The organism is Gordonia otitidis NBRC 100426, from assembly GCF_000248075.1.
Lineage (GTDB): Bacteria > Actinomycetota > Actinomycetes > Mycobacteriales > Mycobacteriaceae > Gordonia > Gordonia otitidis.
On record NZ_BAFB01000093.1, the window covers coordinates 26792 to 51832 of the forward strand.

At 65.7% G+C, this 25041-nt stretch carries 14 protein-coding genes and 1 pseudogene; 9 read left to right on the plus strand and 6 right to left on the minus strand.

Annotated elements, in window-relative coordinates:
* The first annotated feature begins 7 nt into the window (after positions 1-7).
* Both GOOTI_RS09350 and GOOTI_RS09355 read left to right on the plus strand, forming a co-directional pair.
* Positions 8-1462, plus strand: coding sequence for a hypothetical protein (locus GOOTI_RS09350; protein ID WP_007238338.1), 1455 nt, complete (start codon positions 8-10; stop codon positions 1460-1462).
* The gene (locus GOOTI_RS09355; RefSeq protein WP_233425464.1) at positions 1435-2766 is read left to right on the plus strand and encodes a glycosyltransferase; all 1332 of its coding nucleotides are present in this window, start codon (positions 1435-1437) and stop codon (positions 2764-2766) included. The genes GOOTI_RS09350 and GOOTI_RS09355 overlap by 28 nt, the downstream gene beginning before the upstream one ends.
* Before the next feature lie 107 nt (positions 2767-2873).
* Here the strand turns inward: GOOTI_RS09355 and GOOTI_RS09360 are convergent, their stop codons facing one another.
* The 5 genes from GOOTI_RS09360 to GOOTI_RS09380 all read right to left on the minus strand — a co-directional run bounded on the left by GOOTI_RS09360 (position 2874) and on the right by GOOTI_RS09380 (position 13809).
* Positions 2874-6734, minus strand: a complete 3861-nt coding sequence (locus GOOTI_RS09360) for a multifunctional oxoglutarate decarboxylase/oxoglutarate dehydrogenase thiamine pyrophosphate-binding subunit/dihydrolipoyllysine-residue succinyltransferase subunit (RefSeq protein WP_007238340.1) — start codon at positions 6732-6734, stop codon at positions 2874-2876.
* 252 nt (positions 6735-6986) lie between these two features.
* Positions 6987-10928 carry an ABC transporter ATP-binding protein gene (locus GOOTI_RS09365; protein ID WP_007238341.1) on the minus strand — a complete coding sequence of 1314 codons (3942 nt, stop codon included), beginning with the start codon at positions 10926-10928 and terminating at the stop codon, positions 6987-6989.
* Complete coding sequence (locus GOOTI_RS09370) at positions 10925-11665, minus strand: hypothetical protein (RefSeq protein ID WP_007238342.1); 741 nt, start codon at positions 11663-11665, stop codon at positions 10925-10927. Before GOOTI_RS09370 ends, GOOTI_RS09365 begins: the two co-directional genes overlap by 4 nt.
* Positions 11662-12717 (minus strand): glutathione S-transferase family protein, encoded by a 1056-nt coding sequence (locus tag GOOTI_RS09375; protein WP_007238343.1) that lies wholly within the window; start codon positions 12715-12717, stop codon positions 11662-11664. The genes GOOTI_RS09370 and GOOTI_RS09375 overlap by 4 nt, the downstream gene beginning before the upstream one ends.
* Positions 12718-12762: 45 nt before the next feature.
* A complete protein-coding gene (locus GOOTI_RS09380; protein ID WP_007238344.1) occupies positions 12763-13809 on the minus strand; it encodes a helix-turn-helix transcriptional regulator in 1047 nt (348 codons plus the stop codon).
* Between the two features lie 88 nt (positions 13810-13897).
* Here GOOTI_RS09380 and GOOTI_RS09385 point away from each other — a divergent pair, with 88 nt between their 5' ends.
* From GOOTI_RS09385 to GOOTI_RS09410, 6 genes and pseudogenes are all read left to right on the plus strand, one after another.
* Positions 13898-14596 carry a hemerythrin domain-containing protein gene (locus GOOTI_RS09385; RefSeq protein ID WP_007238345.1) on the plus strand — a complete coding sequence of 233 codons (699 nt, stop codon included), beginning with the start codon at positions 13898-13900 and terminating at the stop codon, positions 14594-14596.
* A 60-nt stretch (positions 14597-14656) separates the two neighbouring features.
* Positions 14657-15061 (plus strand): YybH family protein, encoded by a 405-nt coding sequence (locus tag GOOTI_RS09390; RefSeq protein ID WP_007238346.1) that lies wholly within the window; start codon positions 14657-14659, stop codon positions 15059-15061.
* 256 nt (positions 15062-15317) lie between these two features.
* Positions 15318-15982, plus strand: a pseudogene (locus GOOTI_RS09395) (PadR family transcriptional regulator).
* A gap of 47 nt (positions 15983-16029) precedes the next feature.
* On the plus strand, positions 16030-17514 hold the full coding sequence (locus GOOTI_RS09400) for an MFS transporter (protein ID WP_233425466.1): 1485 nt from the start codon (positions 16030-16032) through the stop codon (positions 17512-17514).
* Between the two features lie 65 nt (positions 17515-17579).
* Entirely contained in the window at positions 17580-18812 is a 1233-nt protein-coding gene (locus tag GOOTI_RS09405; protein WP_007238350.1) for an exonuclease SbcCD subunit D, read from the plus strand.
* Complete coding sequence (locus GOOTI_RS09410) at positions 18809-21778, plus strand: AAA family ATPase (RefSeq protein ID WP_039993835.1); 2970 nt, start codon at positions 18809-18811, stop codon at positions 21776-21778. The genes GOOTI_RS09405 and GOOTI_RS09410 overlap by 4 nt, the downstream gene beginning before the upstream one ends.
* 28 nt (positions 21779-21806) lie before the next feature.
* Here GOOTI_RS09410 and GOOTI_RS09415 read toward each other — a convergent pair whose 3' ends face one another.
* The gene (locus tag GOOTI_RS09415) at positions 21807-23927 is read right to left on the minus strand and encodes an AAA family ATPase (RefSeq protein ID WP_039993836.1); all 2121 of its coding nucleotides are present in this window, start codon (positions 23925-23927) and stop codon (positions 21807-21809) included.
* Between the two features lie 208 nt (positions 23928-24135).
* Between GOOTI_RS09415 and GOOTI_RS09420 the strand changes: the two genes are divergently transcribed.
* A partial coding sequence (locus tag GOOTI_RS09420; protein WP_039993837.1) for a DUF222 domain-containing protein occupies positions 24136-25041 on the plus strand: 906 nt, incomplete at its 3' end.

Genomic DNA, 25041 nt, shown 5'->3' on the forward strand with positions numbered 1-25041 from the left:
GAGCCCTATGACCGCCACAACCGAGACGACGACCGAGCGCCGGGCGTCGACACCCGGGGAGCGTTCCATCGAGTCAAATACTCCGCCACTTCGCGTGACCGGACCGGACGAGGCCTATCTGCTCGCGCAGGATCTCTTCGGGATCGGTTCGCCGATTCAGTACCTGTGGGTGTTCGAGGACGATCCCGGGCCCGGGGCAATCGAGGAGTTGCGCGACGGCCTCGCCCGCGGGTCCCTGCACCGCATGGTATCCCGGACGCGTGTCCCGGCCGCGCGGCACCGATGGGTGCGTTCGCTCATGCCTGCGGCTGGGCACGACGACGACACGATCGACGACGACGCGATCGCGTCGTGGGTCGACCGGCGCGTCCGGGACTCGGGAGTCGAACCGATCTCGGGACGCGGATGGCGGCTGGACTCGGCGACGACGACAGCCGGACATCGGGTCGTATCGCTGGTCGTCTCGCACATGGTCACCGACGGGCACGGGCTCTTCTCCGCTTTGGAAGCGGCACTGTCGAAAACGGCTGCTCTGCTTCCGGATCCCGCCGGAGTGCACGGTCGTCGCGTCCTCGGCGAGGATCTCGTCGACGCTGCCTCGCAGGTCCGCGCGGCCGGCAGGTCGGTGCGTGTGCTGGCGAGGGCGGGATGGCAGCAGTACCGGGACAGGCGAGCGGCGTCGGCCGCCGCCGACGGGGAAGTGCCCGCGACCACTGCTCGGACGCGGCCGTCGCGATTGGGCAGTCGATCACTCGCCGAGCCGGCTGATGGTTCTGGCCCCGACACCACGCTCGCGATCGTCGACGTCGACAGTGACGCCTGGGCGGAATGCGCACGCGCGCACGGCGGCACATCCAACAGCCTGTTCACCGCACTGCTGGCGGGCATCGTCGACCGTTCGGGGCTGCCGGTCGACGACGAGCTGCGCGTGTGCATCGCCGTGAGTACGCGCGACGGTGACACCGATCAACGCGCCAATGCCTCTGGTGGCGTATGGATTCGATTGGCGGGACCAGTTGGTCCGGGCGAGGGTCTCGAGGATATTCGTACACTGAGCAAGAACGCATTCGGCGAGTATGCCGCCAAACGACACGACCAGGTGGCAGACAATCTGCAGCCACTGGTGCGACTGCTACCGTCTCGCGCTATCGCCTCCATGATGCGATCGGTCCCAGGACCCGACACCACGGTGTCCAACCTCGGGAGGGTGCCCGACGCGGTCTTGCGGATCGGTAACTCGACGGCCACGCGATTTGCTGTGCGCGCTTTGGCATCAGGACTTCCGATCCAGGATCGACGGACGCGTGGTCCCGCGGTCGCCGCATGGGCTGCAGCGTACGGTTCACGAATCACGTTGACGTTCTTCGGTATCCATCCTGATCACTTCGGGGACTCCGACACGGTGCGCGCCATGATCGACGACGAGCTCACAGCGTGGAACCTGGAGCACTGGTTCTGGTGAGCGCACACGTCGCCGTCGTCCTGTACGGCAGCCGGGGCGACATCCAACCGGGTCTCGCGCTCGCTCTCGAACTCGAGGCACGTGGCCATCGTGTCAGCGTTGCGCTCCCGCCGAATCTGGCAGGCCTCGCCATCGAGGTCGGCCTGCACACGATCGAGATCGGTCTCGACACCCACACGGCGTGGTCGTCACCCGAGGCGGAGGCGGTGCGCGGTTCGCACGGACTGGCGCGCGCACGCTTCGCACTGGCAACGGTTCGTCGAGGGTTCACAGCGTTCGACGACTCGCTGGCGGCCGAGTTCGTCGACCCCGGCGCGCGCCTGTCCGACGTCGACCTCATCGTCGCCGCGCCGCTCTGCCAGGACCGGTGTCTTGCACTCTCCGAGCATCTCGGCACGTCGTTGGTGGTTCTGCGATTCGCGCCGATGTCGCACAACAGCGTGTTCGGTGCGATACCGGGTCTCACCGACTCCTGGTCGGCAGAGTGGAAGAGACGGTCGTGGCGTGTGACCGACCGCCTCACCTGGCTGGCAACCGGGTGGAACGAGAACCGATTTCGACGCAGGCTCGGGCTCCCGCGCGCGCGGGGGCCGCTTCCCGAGCGGATGCAACAGGCGGGGATCGTCGCAATCCAGGCCTACGACCGGGAGATCGAGCCGCGGCTGGAATCCGAGTGGGGCGCAACCAAACCGATCGTGGGCTTCATGGATCTGCCGCGCCGATCCAGGGTGGGAATCAGCGAAACCAGTGGGGAAGGTACCGATCTCGCCGAGTGGTTGGACGCCGGGACGCCACCTGTATTCGTCACGGTCGGCAGCATGTCGATCGCCGAACCCGTTGCCACACTCGACATGATCGTTCGCGCCGTGCGGGGTACCGGGCAGCGATGTCTACTCTCGGCAACCGACTACGACGGTGTGGGTCGTTCGGATCCCGACGTGTTCGTTGTGGGAGCGCTCGACCACGCTGCCGTCTTACCGCGGTGCCGCGCGGCCATCCATCACGGTGGAGCGGGGACCACGGGCGCGACATTGCGTGCGGGACTGCCGACGATGGTGTGTGCGGTGACGGCTGAGCAGCCGTTCTGGGCTGCTCGCGTCACTGCACTCGGTGTCGGCGTCGGACGGAGGTTGGCCTCGCTGACCGGTGACGACTGTGCCACGGGAGTCGCGGTGCTCACGAGCCGTTCCACCCGCGAGACCGCGCGTGAGCTGGCGTCGCGGATGACCGACCCACGCGAAGCTGTCGACGCTGCGGCACAGATCTGCGAAGCCCACCTCAGCCGTAGCCTGGCCCCAGCCTGAGGGACGCTGTCCGCAGACAGGCTGCTCTCCGACAAGGACTTCCAGAGACAGTAGAAGGGCCGTACCCGCGCGGGTACGGCCCTTCTACCGTCAGTGTGACCAGTCCGTCAGGCGAAAGCCTCGTCGAGGATCTCCTGTTGCTCGACGGCGTGCACCTTCGACGAGCCGGAACTCGGTGCCGACATCGGTCGACGCGAGATGCGACGCAGGCCCTTGAGCAGGTCGGGCAGCATCTCGGGCAGCCAGAGACCGAGGAACGGCCACGGACCCTGGTTGGCGGGCTCATCCTGAACCCAGACGAAGTCGTCGGCGTTCGGGTACTGCTCCAGCGTCTCCTGCAGGCGACGATGCGGTACAGGGTAGAGCTGCTCGACGCGGACCACGGCGATGTCGTCGCGACCCTCCTTGTCCCGGCGGGCGGCGAGCTCGTAGTAGATCTTGCCGCTGACGAGCAGAACGCGCTTGACCTTGCTGCGGTCGCCGTCTTGCTTGCGGAACTTCGGGTCGTCGATCACCGAGCGGAACTTGTCGTCGGTGAAGTCCTCGACCGGGCTGACCGCAGCCTTGTTCCGCAGCATCGACTTCGGCGTGAAGACGATCAGCGGTCGGCTGATGCCGTCGAGAACGTGGCGACGCAGCAGGTGGAAGTAGCTCGCGGGTGTCGACGGCTGCGCAACGGTCATCGAACCCTCCGCACACAGCTGCAGGAAGCGCTCGATGCGTCCCGACGTGTGGTCGGGGCCCTGGCCCTCGTGGCCGTGCGGAAGCAACAACACGACATCCGAGCGCTGGCCCCACTTGGCCTCGCCGGAGCTGATGAACTCGTCGATCACCGACTGCGCGCCGTTGACGAAGTCACCGAACTGCGCCTCCCACAGCACGAGTGCGTCCGGGTTGCCCACCGAGTAGCCGTACTCGTAACCGACCACCGCGAACTCCGACAGCGGCGAATCGTAGGCCATGAAGCGGCCTTCCGAGTCCGCGTCACCATCGAGTGGTGCGAGGTGATTGAGGGGTGTGTACTCGGAGCCGTTCTCGCGGTCGATGAGTACCGAGTGGCGCTGGCTGAACGTACCGCGGCGTGAGTCCTGGCCCGACAGGCGAACGGTGCGTCCCTCGAGCACCAGCGAACCGAAGGCCAACAACTCGGCGAATGCCCAGTCGATGTGTCCGTCGCGGCTCATCTCGTGGCGGCGCTTGAGTACCGGCTTCACGCGTGGGTGCGGAGTGAAACCATCCGGAGTGTCGTAGAACGCGTCGCCGATGCGCTCGAGCACCGACTTGTCGACGGCGGTCACGAGCTTTTGCGGCAGCGGCTGATCGGCTTCCACCGATTCGCTCGGCTCCGGGGTGAACTTCTCGAGTTCCTTGACCTCGTTGAAGACCCGTTCGAGCTGCCCCTGGTAATCGCGCAGCGCGTCTTCGGCCTCCTTGGTGGAGATGTCACCACGACCGATCAGAGCCTCGGTGTAGGACTTGCGGACGCCACGCTTGGTGTCGATCACGTCGTACATCGCCGGCTGGGTCATCGACGGATCGTCGCCCTCGTTGTGTCCGCGACGGCGGAAGCAGACGAGGTCGATGACGACGTCCTTGTGGAAGGCCTCGCGGTAGTCGACCGCCAGCTTGGCCACCCAGACGCACGCCTCGGGGTCGTCGCCGTTGACGTGGAAGATCGGGGCACCGATCATCTTCGCGACGTCGGTGCAGTACTCGCTCGAACGCGAGTGCTCGGGAGCTGTGGTGAACCCGACCTGGTTGTTGACCACGATGTGCACGGTGCCGCCGGTGCGGTAGCCGGGCAGCATCGCGAGATTGAGGGTCTCGGCCACGACACCCTGGCCGGCGAACGCGGCGTCGCCGTGCAGCATGAGCGGCATGATCGAGAACTCACGCTCTTCGGGTAGCTGGTCCTGCTTGGCGCGGACGAGCCCCTCCAGAACCGGGTCGACCGCTTCGAGGTGGCTGGGGTTCGCGGTGAGCGAGACGTTGATCTCGTTCTCGCCGAACATCTGGTAGTACTTGCCCTCGGCGCCGAGGTGGTACTTCACGTCACCCGACCCGTGCGCCTGCGACGGATTCAGGTTGCCCTCGAACTCGGTGAAGATCTTCGAGTAGGGCTTGCCGACGATGTTCGCGAGCACGTTGAGGCGGCCGCGGTGTGGCATGCCGATGACGACCTCGTCGAGCGAATACTCGGCGCTCTGGTCGATGACGGCGTCCATCATCGGGATGACCGACTCCGCACCCTCGAGTGAGAAGCGCTTCTGCCCAACGTATTTCGTCTGGAGGAAGGTCTCGAAGGCCTCGGCGGCATTGAGCTTGGAGAGGATGTACTTCTGCTCGGCGACCGGCGGCTTGACGTGTTTGATCTCGACGCGCTCCTGAACCCAGCGCTGCTGCTCGGGTTCGAGGATGTGCGTGTACTCGACTCCCACGTGTCGGCAGTACGCGTCGCGCAGGATCGACAGCACGTCGCGCAACTTCATCGTGTCCTGGCCGTGGAAGCCGCCGACCTTGAAGCTACGGTCGAGATCCCACAGAGTCAGGCCGTAGGTGAGGATGTCGAGATCCGGATGCGATGTGCGGGCGTAGCTGTCCATCATGAGCGGATCGGTGTCGGCCATGAGGTGCCCGCGGTTGCGGTAGGCCGCGATCAGCTCGAGTACCCGCGCGTTCTTGTCGACGACACCCGCGGGGATGTCACGACGCCAACGGATCGGCTCGTAGGGAATGTGGAACGCGGTGAACAGCTCGTCGTAGAACGCGTCGTCGAGCAGTAGTTCGTGGATTCTGCGCAGGAAGTCGCCCGACTCGGCGCCCTGGATGATCCGGTGATCGTAGGTGGAGGTGAGCGTCATCAGCTTGCCGACACCGAGTTCGGCGATCTGCTCGTCGCTCGCGCCCTGGAACTCCGCCGGATACTCCATGGCACCCGCACCGATGATGGCGCCCTGGTTCTTCATCAGACGCGGCACCGAGTGCACTGTGCCGATGGTGCCCGGGTTCGTCAGCGAGATGGTGACACCCGCGAAGTCGTCGGCGGTGAGCTTGCCGTCACGTGCGCGACGCACGATGTCCTGGTAGGCGGTGTAGAACTCGGCGAAACCCATTGTCTCGCAGTTCTTGATGGCAGCGACAACCAGGGAGCGGTTGCCGTCCTTGCCGACGAGGTCGATGGCCAGACCGAGGTTGGTGTGCGCCGGTGTGACGACGTTCGGCTTGCCGTCGATCTCGGCGAAGTGCCGGTTCATGTTGGGGAACGACTTGATCGCCTGGACGATGGCGTAGCCGAGGATGTGGGTGAAGCTGATCTTGCCGCCACGCGTACGTGACAGGTGGTTGTTGACGACGATCCGGTTGTCGATCATCAACTTGGCGGGAATTGCGCGAACCGAGGTGGCCGTCGGGATCTCGAGCGATGCGGCCATGTTCTTCGCGACCGCGGCCGATGCGCCGCGGAGAACTTTCTGGGTGTCCTCGCCTGCGGGCTCGTCGCCGCCCTTCGGCGCGGCCTTCGCGGTCGCCGGTGCCTTCTGCGAGCGCGACGAACCATCTCGGCTGGCAACGCTGTGACCCGAGGCGGCCTTGGTCGCAGTGGATTCGCGGGCGGGGGAGTTGTTGCCTGCCGGGCGCGGCGTCGGCTCCTGGTCGAGCGTCACCTGACGTGCGGCGGGCTTGTTGCCGTTGGACGACGTCCCGTTCGACGCCGACGAGTCCTTGGTGGAGGAAGCGCTCGTGGCGGATGAGGCGCTCGACGAGGCTGTCGCACTCTTGGTCGTCGGTGCGCTCTTCGTCGCTGTCGTGCTCTTCGTCGGCTGACCGCTTCGGGCCTTGCCGGTGCTACCGTTGCCACTCGATCCATTGGACGGCGAGGACGCGCCGTCCTCGCCGGGCCGGTAGTCCTTCAACAGGTCGTGCCAACTCGGGTCTACCGAGTTCGGGTCCTTTTTGAATTGCTGGTACATTTCGTCGACCAGCCACGTGTTTTGTCCGAAATCTGATATCGAACTGCTCACAGCGGTATCTCGCCTCAATTCCCTCTGGTGTCGGGTCGCTCGCTCGCGTCGCTAGCCCCTCGTGAAGACTACGGCGCACCACCTGCCCATGCTACGCGCGCGACGTTGCGCGCCATCTACCGGCCGCGACGACGCGATTGCGGCGCGGCCCCCATCCGCAGCCGGCGTTGCCGACTCGTGGCGGCAGACACGAACATCGCCTCAAGCAGGCTCGATACCGTCGGCGTCCGGATCGACACCTGCATCCCAGAACGCGCGGTACCTACCGCCTAACGACAACAGCTCGTCGTGTGTTCCCAACTCGACGATGCGGCCGTCGTCGACGACCGCGATGCGATCGGCTCGGGCAGCAGTTGCCAGGCGGTGCGCGACGATCACAGAGGTACGACTGCGTGTGACCGTCTCGCCCGCGGCGAGCACCAGCGCCTCCGTCGCCTGGTCGAGTGTCGCCGTCGCCTCGTCGAGTAGTAGGAGGTCGGGCTCGACGAGCTCGGCGCGGGCCAGTGCGATCAGTTGCCGCTGGCCCGACGACAGGCCACCCCCGCGTTCGCCCACCTGGTGGCGCATACCGCCATCGAGCCCTGAGATGACGTCCGTGGCACCCACGGCGAGCGCCGCGGCAGCGATCTCTGTCCGGTCGGCGTCGGGCCTCCCGTAGGCGATGTTGTCCGCGATGCTGCCGGTGAACAGGTGGGCTTCCTGTGGTACCAGCCCGATGCGGTGACGGTAGTCGAGCAGTCCGAAATCGCGGATGTCGGTCCTGTCCATCCGTACCTCACCCGAGGTGGGGTCGTAGAAGCGGGCAAGCAATTTCACCACCGTTGACTTACCTGCGCCCGTGCGCCCGACGAGGGCGAGTGACGATCCCGCCGGAATGGTCAGTTCCACGTCGCTCAACGCGTCGGCAGAGGCACCCGCGTAGCGGAACCCGACGTCGGCGAGATCGACATCGCCGCGAAAACCGTTCGCGGGAACGGGCACTCGGTCGGAGCGTGACTCGAGTGAACTGCGAGTGCGCAGGAGGTCGGCGATGCGGCGGAGGCCGACGACGGCCTGCTGGTATCCGTCGAAGACCTGTGAGAGCTGCTGAACCGGCCCGAACAACAGCGTCAGGTAGAGGATGAATGCGACGAGCGTGCCCGCCTGCATCGTGCCGCCGGCGATGCGATGCGCACCGACCGCGATCGCCACCGCGGTGGCGATGTCGGACATGAGGGTGATGAACGGGAAGTACACCGAGATCGCGCGTTGTGAGCGCATACGCGCACGCACCCACTCGAGTGTGCGGTCGGTGAAGCGCGCCATCGCCACGGCGCTGTTGCGATAGGTCTGGGTGGTCTTGATGCCCGCGATGTTCTCCTGGAAGTCGGCGTTGACGACGCTGACCAGTTCGCGTGACCGTGTGTACGCATCGGCGGCGACCCGCCGGAAGGCGACTGTCGCGGCGATCAGGATGGGGAACACCGGAAGGATGATCAGGCCGAGTTCGATGTCGGTGAGCAGCAGAGCGACGGTGACGCCGACGAGGGTGAGGACGGCGACGATCGCCGACGTCAGTCCCGTCTGCAGGAACGTCGACAGTGCATCGACGTCAGTGGTCATGCGGGTCATGATGCGGCCGGACAGCTCGCGCTCGTAGTAGTCGAGGCCGAGTCGCTGTAGGTGTGCGTAGCTGCGCACCCGCAGTCCGAACAGGACACGCTCACCGGCGCGCGTGGAGGTCAACGTCATCACCGCGCCGACGATCCATCCGATGGCGACGAGCGCGACACCGAACGCCGCGACCTCCCAGAGCCGTGTTTCGTCCGCGCGGTCTGCGGCGTCGAGAACAGCTCGCGCCAGGGACGGGAAGGCGAGACCGATCAGGGTGTCCAGCGAGATGCAGATGATGGCTGTTGCGAGGAGCAGGCGAACCGGCGAGAGGATTCCCCACAAACTGAACTGGCGGTCTTCCCGACGTACCGCTGCGGTGTCGACGTGGGGATTCTCGTCGGCGGGTGGCAATGCGTCGACCGCCCGAGTCAGTTGCGGCGTGGCCTGCATGGAGCCGAGAGCACTCGCGACGCCGCCGCCCCTGCCGGAGGGCCGACCGGGTGCGGGCGCGATGTGTGCCGCCGCTGACGTCGACGCCCTGTCTGCAGGTGCCGTGTCTGCAGATTCGGACTCGACGGGTGGCCACAGCCGGGCCATGAGGCCGTCGTCGATCGCCGTCGGTGTGTCGGGGGTCGGGGATGGTGGTGCGGTGCGGCCGGAGGTGGTGGTGCCTGCCGTCTCCGCGACGATCCCGGTCATCAGTTCGCGGAAGCGCGGACTGCGTGCGTCGAGTTCGGCGACCGTGCCGATGTCGGTGATGGTTCCGCCGTCGAGTACGGCAACGCGGTCGGCGAGCATCAACGTCGAGCGCCGGTGCGCGAGGACCAGCATCGTGGGTCTGCCGCTCCTACCCCCGCCTGACCCCGCGCCCGCATCGCTGTCTGCGTGTGCTCCGCGAAGGTCACGCAGGATGCGCGACTCGGTGGCGGCGTCGACGGCGGACGTGGCGTCGTCGAGGACGAGGACTCGCGGAGCGGCGTAGAGCGCGCGGGCGAGCGCGACTCGTTGCCGTTGACCTCCCGACAGTGTCAGACCGCGCTCACCGACGACGGTGTCGAATCCGTCCGGCAGAGCCGAGATGAACTCGAGCGCGTCGGCCCGCGCCGCGGCGTCGACGAGTCGCGGGTCGGGCGAACCGTCCGCGGAAGTTCGCTCGCCCGGTGCGGCGCCGAGGGCGATGTTGGCGGCAATGGTGTCGGAGTAGAGGAACGGTTCGTCGAAGACGACCGCCAGCGCGGTGTGCAGGCTGTCGGGGGAGAGGTCGGCGACGTCGTGGATGCCGTCCCTTGCGGTCAGAGACACCGAACCGGAGGTCGGCACGAGATAGCGGCTCGTCAATTCGGCGAGGGTCGACTTCCCGGAGCCGGGCGGTCCCACGATGGCAACGCACTCACCCGGAGCGATGTCGAGGTCGACGTTGTGCACCACGGTCTTGTCGCCGAACGCGAAGTCGACGGCGTCGAGCCGGAGCCCGAGCGGCCCGTCCGGCACCGTGCCGGTCTGTCGGTCGCCCGGATCGGTCGGTTCGTCGATCACCTCGTAGACGCGGTCGACGGCCGCGCGGGCCAATTGGGCACTGACGACCAGATTGGTGAGCAGCCGGGCGAGCGAGGTCATCGTGGCGACGTAGGTGGCGAAGGCGAGGAACGTGCCCGCGGTGATGGTGCCGTGCAATGTGAGCCACCCGCCGAGCGCGATCACCGCGACCATTCCCAACTGGGGGATGGCTGCCATCGTCGGCGCGAATCGCGCGTTGATCTTCGCCGCGCGCAGTCGTTTCGAGTACAGGTCGCCGGCCAGGCCGACGAGTTCGTCGACCGCGCGTGATTCCTGACCGAAGCCCTTGACGACGCGTACGCCCGTCACGGTCTCCTCGACGTGTTGTGCGACGTTGGCCGCCGCCTGCTGAGCAGACCACGTCGCAGCGAATAGCTTTCGGCGCGTGGTGAACACGACTACACCGACAATGGGGATGATGCTCAGAGCGACGATGGTCAGCAGTGGGGACAAGTAGGCCATGATCCCGATCGCGACCACGACCTGGACCGCCGCACCCGCCGAGAGCGGCACCACGGCCAACAGGCCCTGCACGATCTGAAGATCGGATATCGACCGTGAGACGACCTGTCCCGTACTGATGCGAGACTGCGCTGCGCCGTCGAGGTGCAGCAGAGTTCGCATCAGACGTAGTCGCAGCGAATTCTGCACGCCGATCGACAGCTGCCCGGCGGTGAGCCGTCTGCCGAACTGGCAGGCATAGCGGACGACCGCAAGGATCAGCAGAGCCGTCACGATCATCGGGATCGTCACGGAGTCGTGCACCGCTCCGGTGGCGCGGTCGATCGCCGCTTTGGCGAGCAGCGGCGCGACGAGGTCGACGCCGACGGCGACGAGTGTTACTGCGAGAGTGATGACCACCAGTCTGCGGTGGCGCCAGCATTCTGCGGAGAGTCGACGAATCCAGCCGGTTCGTTCGGTCGGTGTTGCGCTGTCGGAGGTGGGTGGGGCATCTCGGGTCGGGGCCCGGCTGTCCGTGAGGGAGCCGGTCACCGATCCCCGGCGGGCAGACCGGGTTCGGTCACCACAGAACCGTCGACGACGTCGCCGTGCCACGATCTCGGTGCGGGGCCGAATGCTTCACGTGCGTTGAGGACGACGCGACGTCCGAGTGCTCGGTTGCCGACGCCGCCGACGACGGCGCCGATGCCTGCGGGCATCATCTTGCCGAAGATCAGGGGCGCGCGCTTGATCGCGTACTTCTTCACGATCTTGTTCATCAACGCCGTGTTGAGTTTGCCCACGCCGCCCCCGGGAATGGCCGCGGTCCCCAGTCGGCGCAACGCGCCACCTCGTGTCCCGATGAGGCGGCCGAGTGCCGTGACCCCCTCCTCGCCGAGCGCGACTGCCAGCACCAGTGTCTTTCGTCGTTCTGACTGTTCGACGCCGATCCCGTGCACCTCGGCGATCACGAGAGCGAGCAGAGCCGATGCCTCGAGAAAGAGGACCGTCTCACCCGTCATGGCACCGAGCGCGGTCATCGTACCGATACCGGGGACTGCCGCGGTTGCACCGACGGCGCTGCCCGAACCCATCACGGTGCGCAGATACTGCTTCTCGAGGCGGCGGATGATCTGCTCGGGCGACTCATCCGGATGCGCCTTACGTAGCGCGTTCACGTATTTCGTGACCGCGGGGGCCTGCAGACGCTGCGCCTTGTCGAGCACAGAGCCGGTGAGTTCGACCGCCTTCTTGGGAGGCTTCTGTTCGGTCCGTTTGGTTTCGGTCATGACAGCGGTACCCAATCCTGTTCGGGAACGACCTCGTTCGGCTGCGGTGGGGGTGGTGGTGTTCCGTCGCCGAAGGGACGTCCCCCGAGTTCTTCACGGTGGTGTGGGGTCAGCCAGTTCCGCAGATCGGGGCCGTCCGGCACGATCCCGGTGGGGTTGATGTCGCGATGAACGATGTAATAGTGCTGCTTGATCTGCGTGAAATCGACCGTGTCACCGAAGCCCGGTGTCTGGAAGAGGTCGCGTGCGTACGCCCACAGCACCGGCATCTCCGACAGCTTGCTGCGATTGCACTTGAAGTGTCCGTGATACACCGGATCGAATCGCGCCAATGTGGTGAACAGTCGCACGTCGGCCTCGGTGATCGTGTCGCCGACCAGGTAGCGCTGCGAGCTCAGACGTTCGGTCAACTCGTCGAGCTTGGTGAAGAGCCGATCATATGCCTTGTCGTATGCCTCTTGGCTGCCGGCGAATCCGCAGCGGTAGACGCCGTTGTTGACCTCGGTGTACACGCCCTTGCTGACGGTTTCGACCTCGTCGCGCAGGTGCTCGGGGTAGAGATCGGGTGCACCGTCGCGGTGGTAGTCGACCCACTCGACCTCGAAATCGACGGTGATCTGCTTGAAGTCGTTGGTGACGACCTCGCCGCTGGGCACGTCGACGATCGCCGGAACGGTGATTCCCTTGGGGTAGCCGGGAAAGCGCTTCTCGTAGGCATCCTTGAGGCGGGGGATCTTGAGAACCGGATCGACTCCGCCCGGGTCGAGGTCGAACGTCCACGAGTTCTTGTCGTGGGTGGGACCGCACAGGCCCAGTGAGATGGCGTCCTCGAGGCCGAGGAGCCGACGCACGATGAGGGTGCGGTTTGCCCACGGGCATGCGCGGGCGGCGACGAGCCGGTACCTGTTCGGCTCGACGGGATAGCCGTCGCGACCATCACGTGTGATGCGCGTTTCGATGTACTGGGTGTCGCGGACGAACTCCTGTCCGCTGGTGACATAGGACGCCTGCCCGTCGGGCTCGCGCGTTGCGGTGGACTGATCAGCGCTCATGGAATCCACAGTAGTGATCGCGCACGACATTGGGGTTGTGCCTGGTCAGCTCGACAGGAACTGCGCCGTCAGCTCGCGCCTGCTACGGACGCCGACCTTGGCGAACACAGCTTTCAGGTGGTCTTGGACGGTGTGCGGCGACAGGTGCAGGGACGCAGCAATACCTTCCGTGTTCACCCCCTGCAGGACCAGCAGGGCGACCTCTTCCTCACGAGCGGTCAGTCCGTGTGCTGCGAGGGCGAGCCTGCTCAGGGACGCGCGCGCTGTCTCCTCGAGACTGACCACAACGTCGACGCCGCTGCCGGTGTTGTCCAACGGTGCGGCCCGCAAGCTCATCCACCGTCCCGAGTTCGTCAAGACGCGGGTCGTGAGGTGTTCGCCGGTGGTCCGCGTGCGGGCCACCACGGCCAGCAGGTTTGCGGGCAACTGACCGTGATCCCAGCCGCCGAGATCCTCGATGGCCGACCGCGCCGCAGCCGTCACGTGCGTGAGCGCGTCCGATGCGTCGACGATCAAGACCGCGGGCCCGTCGCCGGACACCGCGTCGGTGCCGCGCCCGGTCGGCAACCTGAACAGGCTTCGCGCGATCGCATGCGCGACGGTGTCGATCATGCCGGCGACCGCCTCGACGTCGCCGGCCGAGAAGGGCACATCGCCGAGGCGTCGATAGATTCCCATTGCGCCCCAACTGGCCCCACGACTGGTGAAGACCGCACGCAACTCGTCGCCGAATCCGAAGCGTGGCCGCATGAACTCCCGGTGTCGACGGCATCGGTCGAGGTCGCCGTCGGTGTCGATGTGCAGCCCTCCCACTGGTGGTCGTCGGCGGGCGAGGTCTTCGAACTTGTTGATGTCGGGCGGGCCGTATTCGCTGGCGGTGAACTCTTCGTCTCCGACGCCCAGATCGCGGGTTTTCGACGTCCAGGTGATGACACCCGATGCAGGGTCCGACGCTGCCAGACAGGCGAAGTCGTACGGCACGTAATCGCCGAGTGCGGAGTAGACGACGCCGGCGAGTGCGGAGCGGTCCAGATCTGGGCGCAGCCCGTCGGCGAGCCGGTCGTCGAGACTGCGCCACCGGGCAGTGTTCATGCTTTCCATGCTAATTCGGCGCGGCGAGCGCAAATACCCCAGATTTCTGGGATGGGCCGCGCATCGATCATGGACGAGAGTTCTCGGCATGAACACAACACCTGGTCCGCCACTGGCCGACATCACCGACACCGCGGGCGCCGACATTCGCGACATGATCGTGGTCCACACAGCATTACTCCGGGAATTTCGCTTGGCTCCCAACGCAATTCGCCGCGCACAACACGGTTCGCGGCGCGCCGTGCGCGGAGCCGTCGAGCATCTCGAGTTGATCTGTTCACTGCTCCATCACCACCACGCCGGTGAGGATGCGCTGCTGTGGCCGGTGCTCGCCCCACGCCTGGCGCCGTCGGAGAGCGCGTTCGTGGCAGCCGCTGAAGCTCAGCACGCCGGCATCGACAGGGCACTCGACCGCGTCGACGTGGCTAAGGCCGAGTGGGTGGCGAGTCGGGACGACACCGAGACCGAACAGTTGACCGTAGCGCTCGAAGCCCTCGATCAACTGCTTCGCGAACATCTCGAGGCCGAGGAGCGATACCTGTTGCCGTTGGCCGCAGCCCACCTGTCTCCCCGAGAATGGGGCGCCATTGGCGAGGCGGGTGCGGCAGGCGTCCCCAAGAGCGCACTGCTCCTCGTCTTCGGAATGTTCTGCTACGAGGGCGATCCCGAGGTGCTCGCCCAGATGCTGCACACCGCGCCGGCCCCTCTGCGCATGATCGTTCCCCGACTCGCCCCGCGCGTCTACGCGCGCCGTGCCGCACGCCTGTACGGCACGCGACGCCCCTGATCACCGATCTGTCCACCATCCCGTCCGACGTCCAAGTAACAACACAGAAAAGAGAGTTTCATGACCATTTCCGATCCCACCGCAGTCGCAGCTCGCCCGTTCGACCTCAACGAACGCTGGCGAGACGCCTTCAACGCCGGCGACCTCGACCTGCTGATGACCATGTACGAACCCGATGCGGTGCTCGTGCCCGGGCCGGATGCGGGGCCGGTCCGGGGGCACGATGCCATCCGCGCATCGCTGAGCTGGTTCCTCGGGCTCGGTGGCACACTGCGATTCACTCCTCGGCACTGGCTCGAGCACGAAGACCTGGTCCTGAGCAGTATTGCGTTCACCATGGACGGTGGCGTCGGCGAAGACGGCACCCTGGTTGCGCTGGCCGGCGTGACCGACGAGCTCGCGCGGCGTCAGCCCGACGGTACCTGGAAATACGTGATCGACCATCCCTTCGGTGGCGCCTGCTGATCACGTCTCATCAGCAACATCGGCGCCGTGGCCACGTGGCCGCGGCGCCGGTTGTCGTGGACGCCCGTTGCGGGGCCGATGCAGATGTGGTGCCTCACCAGTGTTGCCTCAAGTTATTCGCCTGGGTATATTCCATTCGGAATAACGGCCCGGGGATACCCGCCGTGCACCACCCGTGGAAAAGAGCTGCACGACTGTGACCGATAAGTGTTCGGCCCCATTGGGGCCGTTGGCCGTGTTGGTTCTGGGGTTGCTGATGGAAAAGCCCATGCACCCCTATGAGATGTTCCAGACCACCGTCGAACGGCGCGAGGACCGTCTCTGCAAGTTCCGGGCCGGGACCATGTACCACTCGGTGGACCGTCTCGCCCAGGGGGGCTCATCGAGGTCCACGGCGTCGAGAGAGAGGGCAATCGGCCGGAGCGGACCATATATGCGATCACCGAACGCGGGCGCGCGGTGCTCGTCGAGAGCCTCGAGCTGATCCTGGCGCGCCATCCCGTCGAATACCCCGAGCTCTATCTGGCGCTGTCCGAAGCGCATGGTCTCCCGCGCGATCGTGTCGTCGAACTCCTCGAGGAGCGACTTGGCCGGATGAGCGGGGAACTTGGCGAACTCTACGCTGCGCGCTCCGCGATGCTCTCCCTCGGCAAACCGGAGGTGTTCTATCTCGACCTCGGATGTCGCATCGCCACTCTGCGCGCACAGGTCGACTGGGTCGACCACCTCATCCGGCGACTTCGCAGCAATCAGATCGAATGGCTTGACGGCACCGGATCTCCCTGGGCCGCGCAGCAATTCACTTTGCCGGCAGATGGTGAATCATCAACGGCCACCGAATCATCAACGACCACCGAATCATCAACGACCACTGAATCGTCCACCGACAACTCGTCCACACAGAAAGTTGCGAACCCGTGACAGCTCCAACGTTTAAGTCGGTGACCAACAGACCGTGGCTCTCGCTCATGGCGCTGTGTGTCGGCTTCTTCATGATCCTCGTCGACATGACGATCGTCGCCGTCGCGCAGCCGCAGATCCGCGCATCTCTCGACACCGATGTCAACGGCATCGTGTGGGTGACGAGTGCATATCTGCTGACCTACGCGGTGCCGCTGTTGATCACCGGCAGGCTCGGCGACAAGTACGGACCCAAGACCGTTTACCAGGTCGGCCTCGTGGTCTTCACCGCCGCGAGTGTCTGGTGCGGGTTCTCCGGTTCGATCGGCGAGTTGATCGCGGCCCGCGCGCTGCAAGGAATCGGTGCCGCACTGATCACCCCGCAGACGATGGCCATGATCCAACGCATCTTCCCGCCCGAAAAGCGTGGCGCCGCAATGGGTGTCTGGGGAACGGTTGCCGGTGTCGCCACACTCGTCGGCCCCTTGCTCGGTGGCGTGTTGACCGACAACCTCGGGTGGGAGTGGATATTCTTCGTCAACCTGCCCGTCGGAATCGTCGGACTGATCCTGGCCGCAGTGCTGGTCCCCGAGGTCGACAAGCACGACCACAGTTTCGACTGGGTCGGTGTGGTGCTGTCGGCAGTCGGTCTGTCCGCCTTGGTGTTCGGTATCCAGGACGGAGAGAAGTACGACTGGGCGCCGTGGATCTGGACGCTGATCATCGTCGGAATCGTGGTGTTCGCACTCTTCATCTACTGGGAGTCGCGGGTCAAGACCGAGCCGCTGGTGCCGTTGTCGTTGTTCCGTCAGCGCAACTTCTCGCTGTCGAACATCGGTATTGCTTCCATGGGTTTCGCGATCTCGGGCCAGATGATTCCGGCGATGTTCTTCCTGCAACTCGTGGGAGGCATGACGCCGACGCAGTCCGCACTGGTGATGGTGCCGATGGCGATCTTCACCGGTGTTCTCGCGCCGATCGTCGGCAGGATCCTCGACAAGGTGCATCCGAGCCTGATCATCTCGACAGGACTGTTGCTGGCCTCGATCTCGCTGTTCTGGATGGGCGCCATCGCCCGCTCGGCCACGCCGGTGTGGCAGCTCATCCTGCCGCTGTGCCTGATGGGTATCGCCTCGGCGGGCATCTGGGCGCCGCTCGCGGCGACCGCCACTCGCGATCTTCCCTGGTATCAGGCGGGCGCGGGCGCCGGTGTCTACAACACCACCCGAATGATCGGGTCGGTGATCGGTGCGGCCGCGGTCGGTGCGTTGATGCAGACCAGGCTCGCAGCCGAATTGCCGGGCATGGACACGGCATCGAACAACGACAGTGCCAAGCAGCTGCCGATCGAGGTCTTCGGCCACGCCGTGCGCGAACCGTTCGCCCATGCCATGGGGCAGACGCTGTATCTGCCTGCGGCGGCACTGCTGATCGGCGTGGTGGCCACACTGTTCCTCAAGCGCCCGGCGGGGCAGCGTTCGTATCCGCCTGCTGTGGACGTGAAAGCTGCTGCCGGCGCCGAGGGTGCGGTGGAGGAGGCCGGCGCCGCCTGAGCGCGCGGGCCGACCGCTGACGCGCCTCCGCAGATCTGTCGGTGGCAGATCGTACGGTGTTGGTCATGCGCATCCTGCACACCTCCGATTGGCACCTCGGTCGCACGTTTCACGGCATTGATCTGCTCGGCGACCAGCGGCAGACGCTTGTTCAGTTGGCAGCGATCGTCGCGGAGGAGTCCGTCGACGTCGTGGTGGTCGCGGGCGACGTGTACGACCGGTCGGTGCCGTCTGCCGACGCCGTGCGTGTGTATGACGAGGGACTCGCGGCGATTGCAGCGGCGGGGGCAGCCATCGTCGTGACGTCGGGCAACCACGATTCCCCGACCCGACTCGGCGTCGGATCTGCCTTTGCCGCAGCTGGCGGACTACATCTGCGGACATCTGTCGATGCCATAGACGATCCGGTGATCCTCTCCGACGAGTACGGGGACGTGGCGATCTACGGCATTCCGTACCTCGAACCCGAGGTCAGTCGAGTGGCCCTCGGTGTCCCCGACGCTCGGGGCCACCAGGATGTTCTGACCGCGGCGATGGACCGCATTCGCGGCGATCTCGCCTCTCGCAACGCACGTTCGGTCGTCGCTGCACACGCATTCGTCGTCGGGGGCGAGGCAACCGGTACTGAGCGATCCATCAGCGTCGGTGGTGTGGAAACCGTTGCCGCCGAGACCTTCTCCGGTATCGACTACGTTGCTCTCGGTCACCTGCATTCACCGCAGGAGATCACGCCGGCCGTGCGCTACAGCGGGTCGTTCCTGCCGTACTCGTTCGGCGAGCGCACGCACCGCAAGGCGGTGTGGCTCGTCGACCTTGGCGCCGACGGAGTCACCGAGGTGCGACGCCACGACATTCAGGAGGTGCGCGGCCTCAGCTCGCTCACGGGAACACTCGACGAACTGTTGACGTCCACCGATCATGCAGGCGCAGAGGAGCACTACGTCGAGGCGACGTTGACCGATGCGACACGCCCGGTCGACGCGATGCGTCGACTCCGCGAACGCTTCCCACATGCCGTGCACGTCCAGTGGCAGCGTCCCGACGCAGCAACAGAACTCGACTATCACTCGCGGGTGCACGGGCGAACCGATGCACAGATCATCCGCTCCTTCGTCACTGATGTCCGTGACGAACCCACGGCTGCGGAGTGTGCGCTCCTCGATGCCGCGTTGCGGGCCGTCGTCGGTGAGCCGGAGCATGTTGCTGCGGCGGGGCAGGTCGACGAGTCGCGCGGGGCCGAGAAGACAGCAGAGTCGCTGACGCTGTTCGAGATTGACACCATGGCTGAGACGGCATGAGACTTCATCGCCTCCGCATGTGTGCGTTCGGTCCATTCGCCGACGACGTCACCGTCGACTTCGACGCCCTCGCCGAGGACGGGCTGTTCCTCTTGCACGGGCAGACCGGTGCGGGGAAGACGACGATTCTCGACGCCGTTGCGTTCGCTTTGTTCGGTCGGGTGCCGGGAGCGCGTCACGACGCCAAGCGACTGCACTCCGATCATGCGTCGGCGCAACAGGTTCCGGAGGTGGAGCTCGAAGCGACCATCAGCGGACGCAGGCTGCGCATCGTGCGATCCCCGGAGTATCACCGCCCGAAGAAGCGGGGGACAGGCACCACCAAGGTGCAGGCCAAGGCCACCCTCGACTGGATCGACGGGTCAGGCGTACCGCTCACGCGGCTACCCGAGATCGGCGAGGTGATCGCCAGTCTCCTCGGTATGAGTGCCGAGCAGTTCTTCCAAGTGGTGTTGCTGCCGCAGGGCGATTTCTCCCGGTTCCTGCGCGCTGCCAACGAGGATCGAGAAGCCCTGTTACAACGCCTGTTCGACACCGAGCGCTTCGGCGACGTCGAGGAATGGTTGCGCGACCACGCGCGTGCGGGCAATGCAGCGCTCGACGAGAAGGAGGCCACGCTCGGTCGGATCGCGGCCCAGGTCGCGGCGCTGGCCGAGACGGAAACGCCCGTCGAGCCCGATATGGATTGGGCCCAGGGATGTCTCGACGCCGCACGCGAGTCACATGAGCGCGAGGTCCTCCGACTGTCGTCGGTTCGAGCCGAACTCGAGCGAGCGCAAGACACATACGATCGGGGAACGAGTCTCATGCGCGACCGGCAGAGAGGACTCGCTGCCCGGTCGAAGATCGATCAACTCGAGGCTGCGAGCGCTGAGCTCCACCGTGCCGAGACCGATCTCGCGGCTGCACGACGCGCAGCTCCGGTGGTGCCGTTGATGGTCGATCATCGTGATGCTCTCGAAGCGCTCGAGCGGTCCCTCGCACGCTGTGCCGGGTCAGAATCGGCGTTGTTTGCATTACCGGAAGCTGTTGCGCTGCACGGGTGCACAGACGGCGAGCTCGAGGGGGCGGCCGACACCTGGGCGGCGGAATCGGTCCGCCTCGAACCGCTGGCGCGCAGAGTTGACGAACGCCCGACCATCGTTGCCGACATAGCCGCCGTCGAACGGGAGATCGCGACCGCGACTGCCCGTGTGGACGACATCGACGCCGCGCTGACAGCGATGCCCGCGCGCAAAGCCGGTGCGATCGACGCGTTGGGTGCTGCTCGCGACCAGCGCGCACAGCTCGAGATGTTGCGTGGCAGAGTGGAGAAGGTCGAGACGGTCGACCTTGCGCTCGGCCAGCGCGAAGAACTCACGCAGACGATCGAGCGCGCCGAGCGTCGACTTCACGACGCCCGCGAGGCGCACAACGACGCTCGCTCGCATCTGCTCGACCTCCGCGAGCGTCGACTCACCGGCATGGCCGCGGAACTGGCATCACAACTCGTCGACGGCGAGCCTTGCGTCGTGTGTGGGTCGTCGCTTCATCCGGCGCCGACGACTGCAAGCCCCGAGGCTCGTGTCAGCGACGTCGATGAGCGCGCAGCGTCCGAGATCGAGCAACGCGCGGCCGACGACGTGGCGGCAACGCGGTCGTCGCTCGGTACCTATCTCGAGCGCAGGGCGAATCTCGACAGCATTATCGGCGGTGCGAGCCGCGAAGGAATCGCTGCCGAACGAGCAGACGCTGCAGCGCGTCTCGCGACAGCCGAACGGGTTGCAGGCTCTATCGACGATCTGCAGCGCGAGGTCGACGATCTCGACGCCCAAGCCCAGCGGCTGACCGCCGAGCGAGGCGAACAGCAGTCCGCCCGTGCGTCGGCGTCGACGCGGCTCGACGCACTGCGCGCCGAGCTGACGTCGCTCGACGACGAGGTCGCACAGGCGACCGGAGGTCGGGTCAGCGTCGCCGCACGGCGTGAGGAACTAGCCGAGGTGTGTCGCGCCACAACCTCGGTACGAGACGACCGCGCCGAGGTCATCCGATCACGTGAGCGTCTCGAGCGCACAGCCCGACGCCTTGCGGAGGCGTGCGCGGATGCCGGATTGGTCGACGAAGAAGCGGTCCGCGCCGCTATGGCGACTCCCGAACAGATGGAGATCTGGGAGTCGTCACTGCGGCGCGCGCACGGCTTGCGCAGTGAGGCGCAGGCAACGCTGGATGACGACGACGTCCGCGCAGCACTTGCCGCCGAACCCGTTGACGTCGATGCGCTGGCTGCGGCTGTTGACAACGCTCGTCAACGCCATGACACCGCGGCGGGTGCCGAGGCCGTGGCCGGGCGTCGTGTGAGCGGATTGGCCGATCACGTCGCCCAGTACTGGGAGGCGTTGAGCGCCATCGAGCCCGTGAGAGCCAAACAGCTGGAGCTTCGCGAGCTAGCCGAACTGGTCAGCGGTCGCGGCCAGAATGCGCGGCGCATGACACTGCGCTCCTACGTTCTCGCGGCGCGCCTCGAAGAGGTACTGGTGGCAGCGTCAGTCCGACTCCGTCAGATGTCCGCGGGGAGATACGAATTCGCACACACCGACGCAGGCGGACCACGCGGTCGGCGCGGTGGCCTCGGCATCGAGGTGCGCGACGAGTACACCGGCGCGACTCGCGCGGCGACAACCCTGTCCGGCGGCGAGACATTCTTTGCCTCCCTCGCGCTGGCACTCGGCCTCGCTGATGTGGTGTCCGCGGAATCGGGTGGACGAGTGCTCGACACCATGTTCATCGACGAGGGATTCGGCACCCTCGATCCGGAGTCGCTCGATCTGGTCATGGGTGTCCTTGACGAATTGCGTTCCGGTGGAAGGGTTGTCGGCGTGGTCAGTCACGTCGACGAGTTGCGTGCGCGGATACCGTCACAGCTGCAGGTGCTGCGTGGTGAGGCGGGTTCGTCTGTGAAGGTCCGCACGCTCGCCGCGTCAGGCTGACCAGTCGCGCGATTCAGCTATGCGCTCGTCACTCGGTGCGGATGACCGTGATCAGTCGCTTCGTGGCTCGCGTCTGTGCCACGTACAGATCTCTCAGCCCAGCCGCGCCGGCGGATTCGATCTCGTCGGGTGCCACGACGATGACAGTGTCGAACTCCAAGCCCCTGGCTTCTGCTGCGGGAATGACGAGCACGTCGGGGCCGACACGACTCGACTGCCTGGCGTTCGTGTCTCGTAGGCGGGTCTCACGGCCGTCAGCGCCCAGCACTGCGGCCCGCCCTGACGCGGCGATGATGCCGATCAGTTCGCCGGGATGGTCGCGTCGTAGCTCGGCGATGAGCGTGCCGATGGTGGCATCGACGGTGTGATCGGAAGCTGTGACGACGATCGGCTGGTCTCCATGGCGGAGCGAGCGCGAAAGCCGTTGGCTGGGCGCGATCCGACTCAGTAGTGGGGCGGTGGCGTCGAGAATCTCGGCGGTTGTGCGGTAGTTGATGGTCAGGGTGTGATGGACGAAACGGTCGGCGACGAACGGGTCGAGAGCGTCAGCCCACGCTGTGATCGTGGTGGCCGGTCCCGCCTGGGCGAGATCTCCGACTACGGTCATCGACCGGTTGGGGCAGCGGCGCATCAGCATGCGCCACTGCATCTCGGACAGCTGCTGTGCCTCGTCCACGACGATATGCCCGTAAACGGTGTCCGGTGGGCCGTCGAGAAGCGTGTGGAGCTCGTCGAGTAGCGCGAGATCGGCGACAGTCCAACCTGATTGGGATTCAGACATGGCCGAGTGGATGGCTTCGTCTGACAGTTCGGGAAGTAGTCGGCGTAGGGCAACGTCGTCTCGAAGGGCGGTCTGGAGAACCTCGTTCGGCTGAAGACGGGGCCAGACGCGATCGACGCTCGCGCGGATAACTTCATCCTCGAGGAGGTCGTCGCGAATTCGGTCCCAGTCGATCTCATCCAATCCCGAAGACTCTGCGGCATCGGGTGAGTCGCGGTACTCGCCGGCGAACATGCGATCGAGATCGATGCCGAACGCTTCCTTGATCTCGGCTTCGAAGTCGGAGATCTCCTGCACAGTCTGTCGTTCCAGTTCGGTGACGACGTCGTCGACGATGTACTCGATGAAGGCTTCTCTCGCGGGGTTGTGTCCGACCCCTCCTTGGAGAGCCCGGCGTCGAGCATCGTCGACGCGATCTGCCTCGACGACGATGGTGCCGTGCCCGGTGTGCAACCGCAACGACCTCCCGTGCGGCTGCAGTGCCCGGACGACCTCCTCGAGTGTCGCGGCACATGATGCGCGCCCCTTGGCGCGTGCGATGTCGTCGGATTCGAGACGATCGGGTTGGACGTCGACGAGATCGGCTGCCGTGGCCATGGCGACGTCGTTCTCTCCCAGAGAGGGCAACACGTCCGAGATGTAGGACAAGAACCGAGCGTTGGGACCGAAGATCAGCACGCCGCGGTCGGCGATCGACGGAAATGCGTACAGCACGTAAGCGGCGCGGTGGAGTGCGACGATCGTCTTTCCTGTCCCGGGACCGCCGTCGACGACGACGATTCCGCGATGCTGCGACCTGACGATCTGATCCTGTTCTGCCTGCAGGGTGGCTGCTGCTTCGTGCATGCGACCCGATCGCGCACCGGTCAGCGCTGCGGTGAGTGGTGCATCGCCGACGATGTCGTTCTCGGTCTGGGTGGTGCCATCCAAAATCTCATCGGTGACATCGACGACCGTACGACCGTCGAGGCGCAGATGGCGTCGGCGTCGCACTCCCAGTGGTGATCTCGTCGTCGCTTCGTAGAAGGGTCGAGCGGCCTCGGCGCGCCAGTCGACGAGCAGTGTGCTGCCTTCCGCCGACTGCAGACCTACCCGCCCGACATGCAGATACGCGCCGTCATCGGTCATGTCGATACGTCCGAAGCACAATGATCGCTCTGCGCGTCGACGTCGTTGTAACCCGGCGTCGATTCGGTGGAGCTCGGCATCTCTGGCTACGCGCATCTCGGGCTCGTCCGCCCCAGATGTCAGGGTGCGTGCTCGGGCGGCGAGGATCTCGTTCTGCTCGGCGTCAAGACGGTCGTACATTTCATCAATCGCCAGCTGTTCATTTGCGACCTGCAGTGCTCTTGTCTGATCTGTATTCACCAGTGGGGCTGCTCTCTTTGGTCGGTGATGTGGCGTCCACTGTGGAGGTAGAACTCCGATATAGCAACGTTGACTTTCACTGAAAACTTTGGCCTCACAGAGGTTTATCCGCAGATGTGTTCTGTGCATCTGGGATGGCCATTCTTGTCGGTGTCCGCCCGTAGTATGGGTACAAACGTTCGATCCGGTGGTTCGGAGGGGGTGTCGGGTGTCGATCGAGTCAGTTGGCCGAGGAGCCGATTCGGCTGCGGGAGGTGATGATTCGGGACGATTCGATTCGACGTCCGGTGCTGTTCAGTCGGATTGGGCAACGGGCGTGCCGCTCGGGTTGTTGGGTGGTGTCGATCCCGCTGCTCCCGAGGGTTCGGACACGGTTGCGGTGCTGGAGGGTTTGACCCGATTGCGGTGTGGTGAGGCGTTTGTGGCGTGGGCGCGGTATCAGTCGATCGGCGTGCTCTATGACCGGCTGGTTGTCGAGCGTGCTGCGTCTGATGGGTTGATCGTCGACGGCTTCTCGGATGCGGCGGCACGCATCTCAGGGGTCTTCGCGGTGTCACGTTCGCAGGCGGAACGCATGATCGACGAGGCGATCGTGCTGCGTGATGATCTGCCGCAGGTGTTCGGTTGTCTGCGGGAGGGGATCGTGTCGGTCGAGCAAGCGCGACTGGTGATCTCACGTACCGATCTGGTGCGTGGGCCGGGCACCCCGCCCGAGGTGGTGGCGGCTGTGGATGAACAGATCGCGACCACCTTGCGGACGCGGCGAGGGTCGTGGAAGCGACCTCGCCTGCGGGACATGGTGGATCGGATCGTGTTCCGCCAGGATCCGGATGCGGTGCGTGAACGTCGTGAACGTGCTCTGGACAAGCGCGGGGTGTTCACCGACAACTGTGGTGACGGGGTCGGTGAGATCACCGCCGTGATGTCAGCGGAGAACGTGCGGGTAGCGGTCGCAGCGGTACGACGCCTCGCCGACGCGGTATGCGGCGGCGATGGGCGGACTCGTCAGCAACGCGCCTCGGATGCGATGTTCGCGCTCTTGAGCGGCTCCCGATTCGAATGCGCCTGCGGCAGTGACGACTGCACTGCGACGATTCCCGAACCGGGCAGGGGG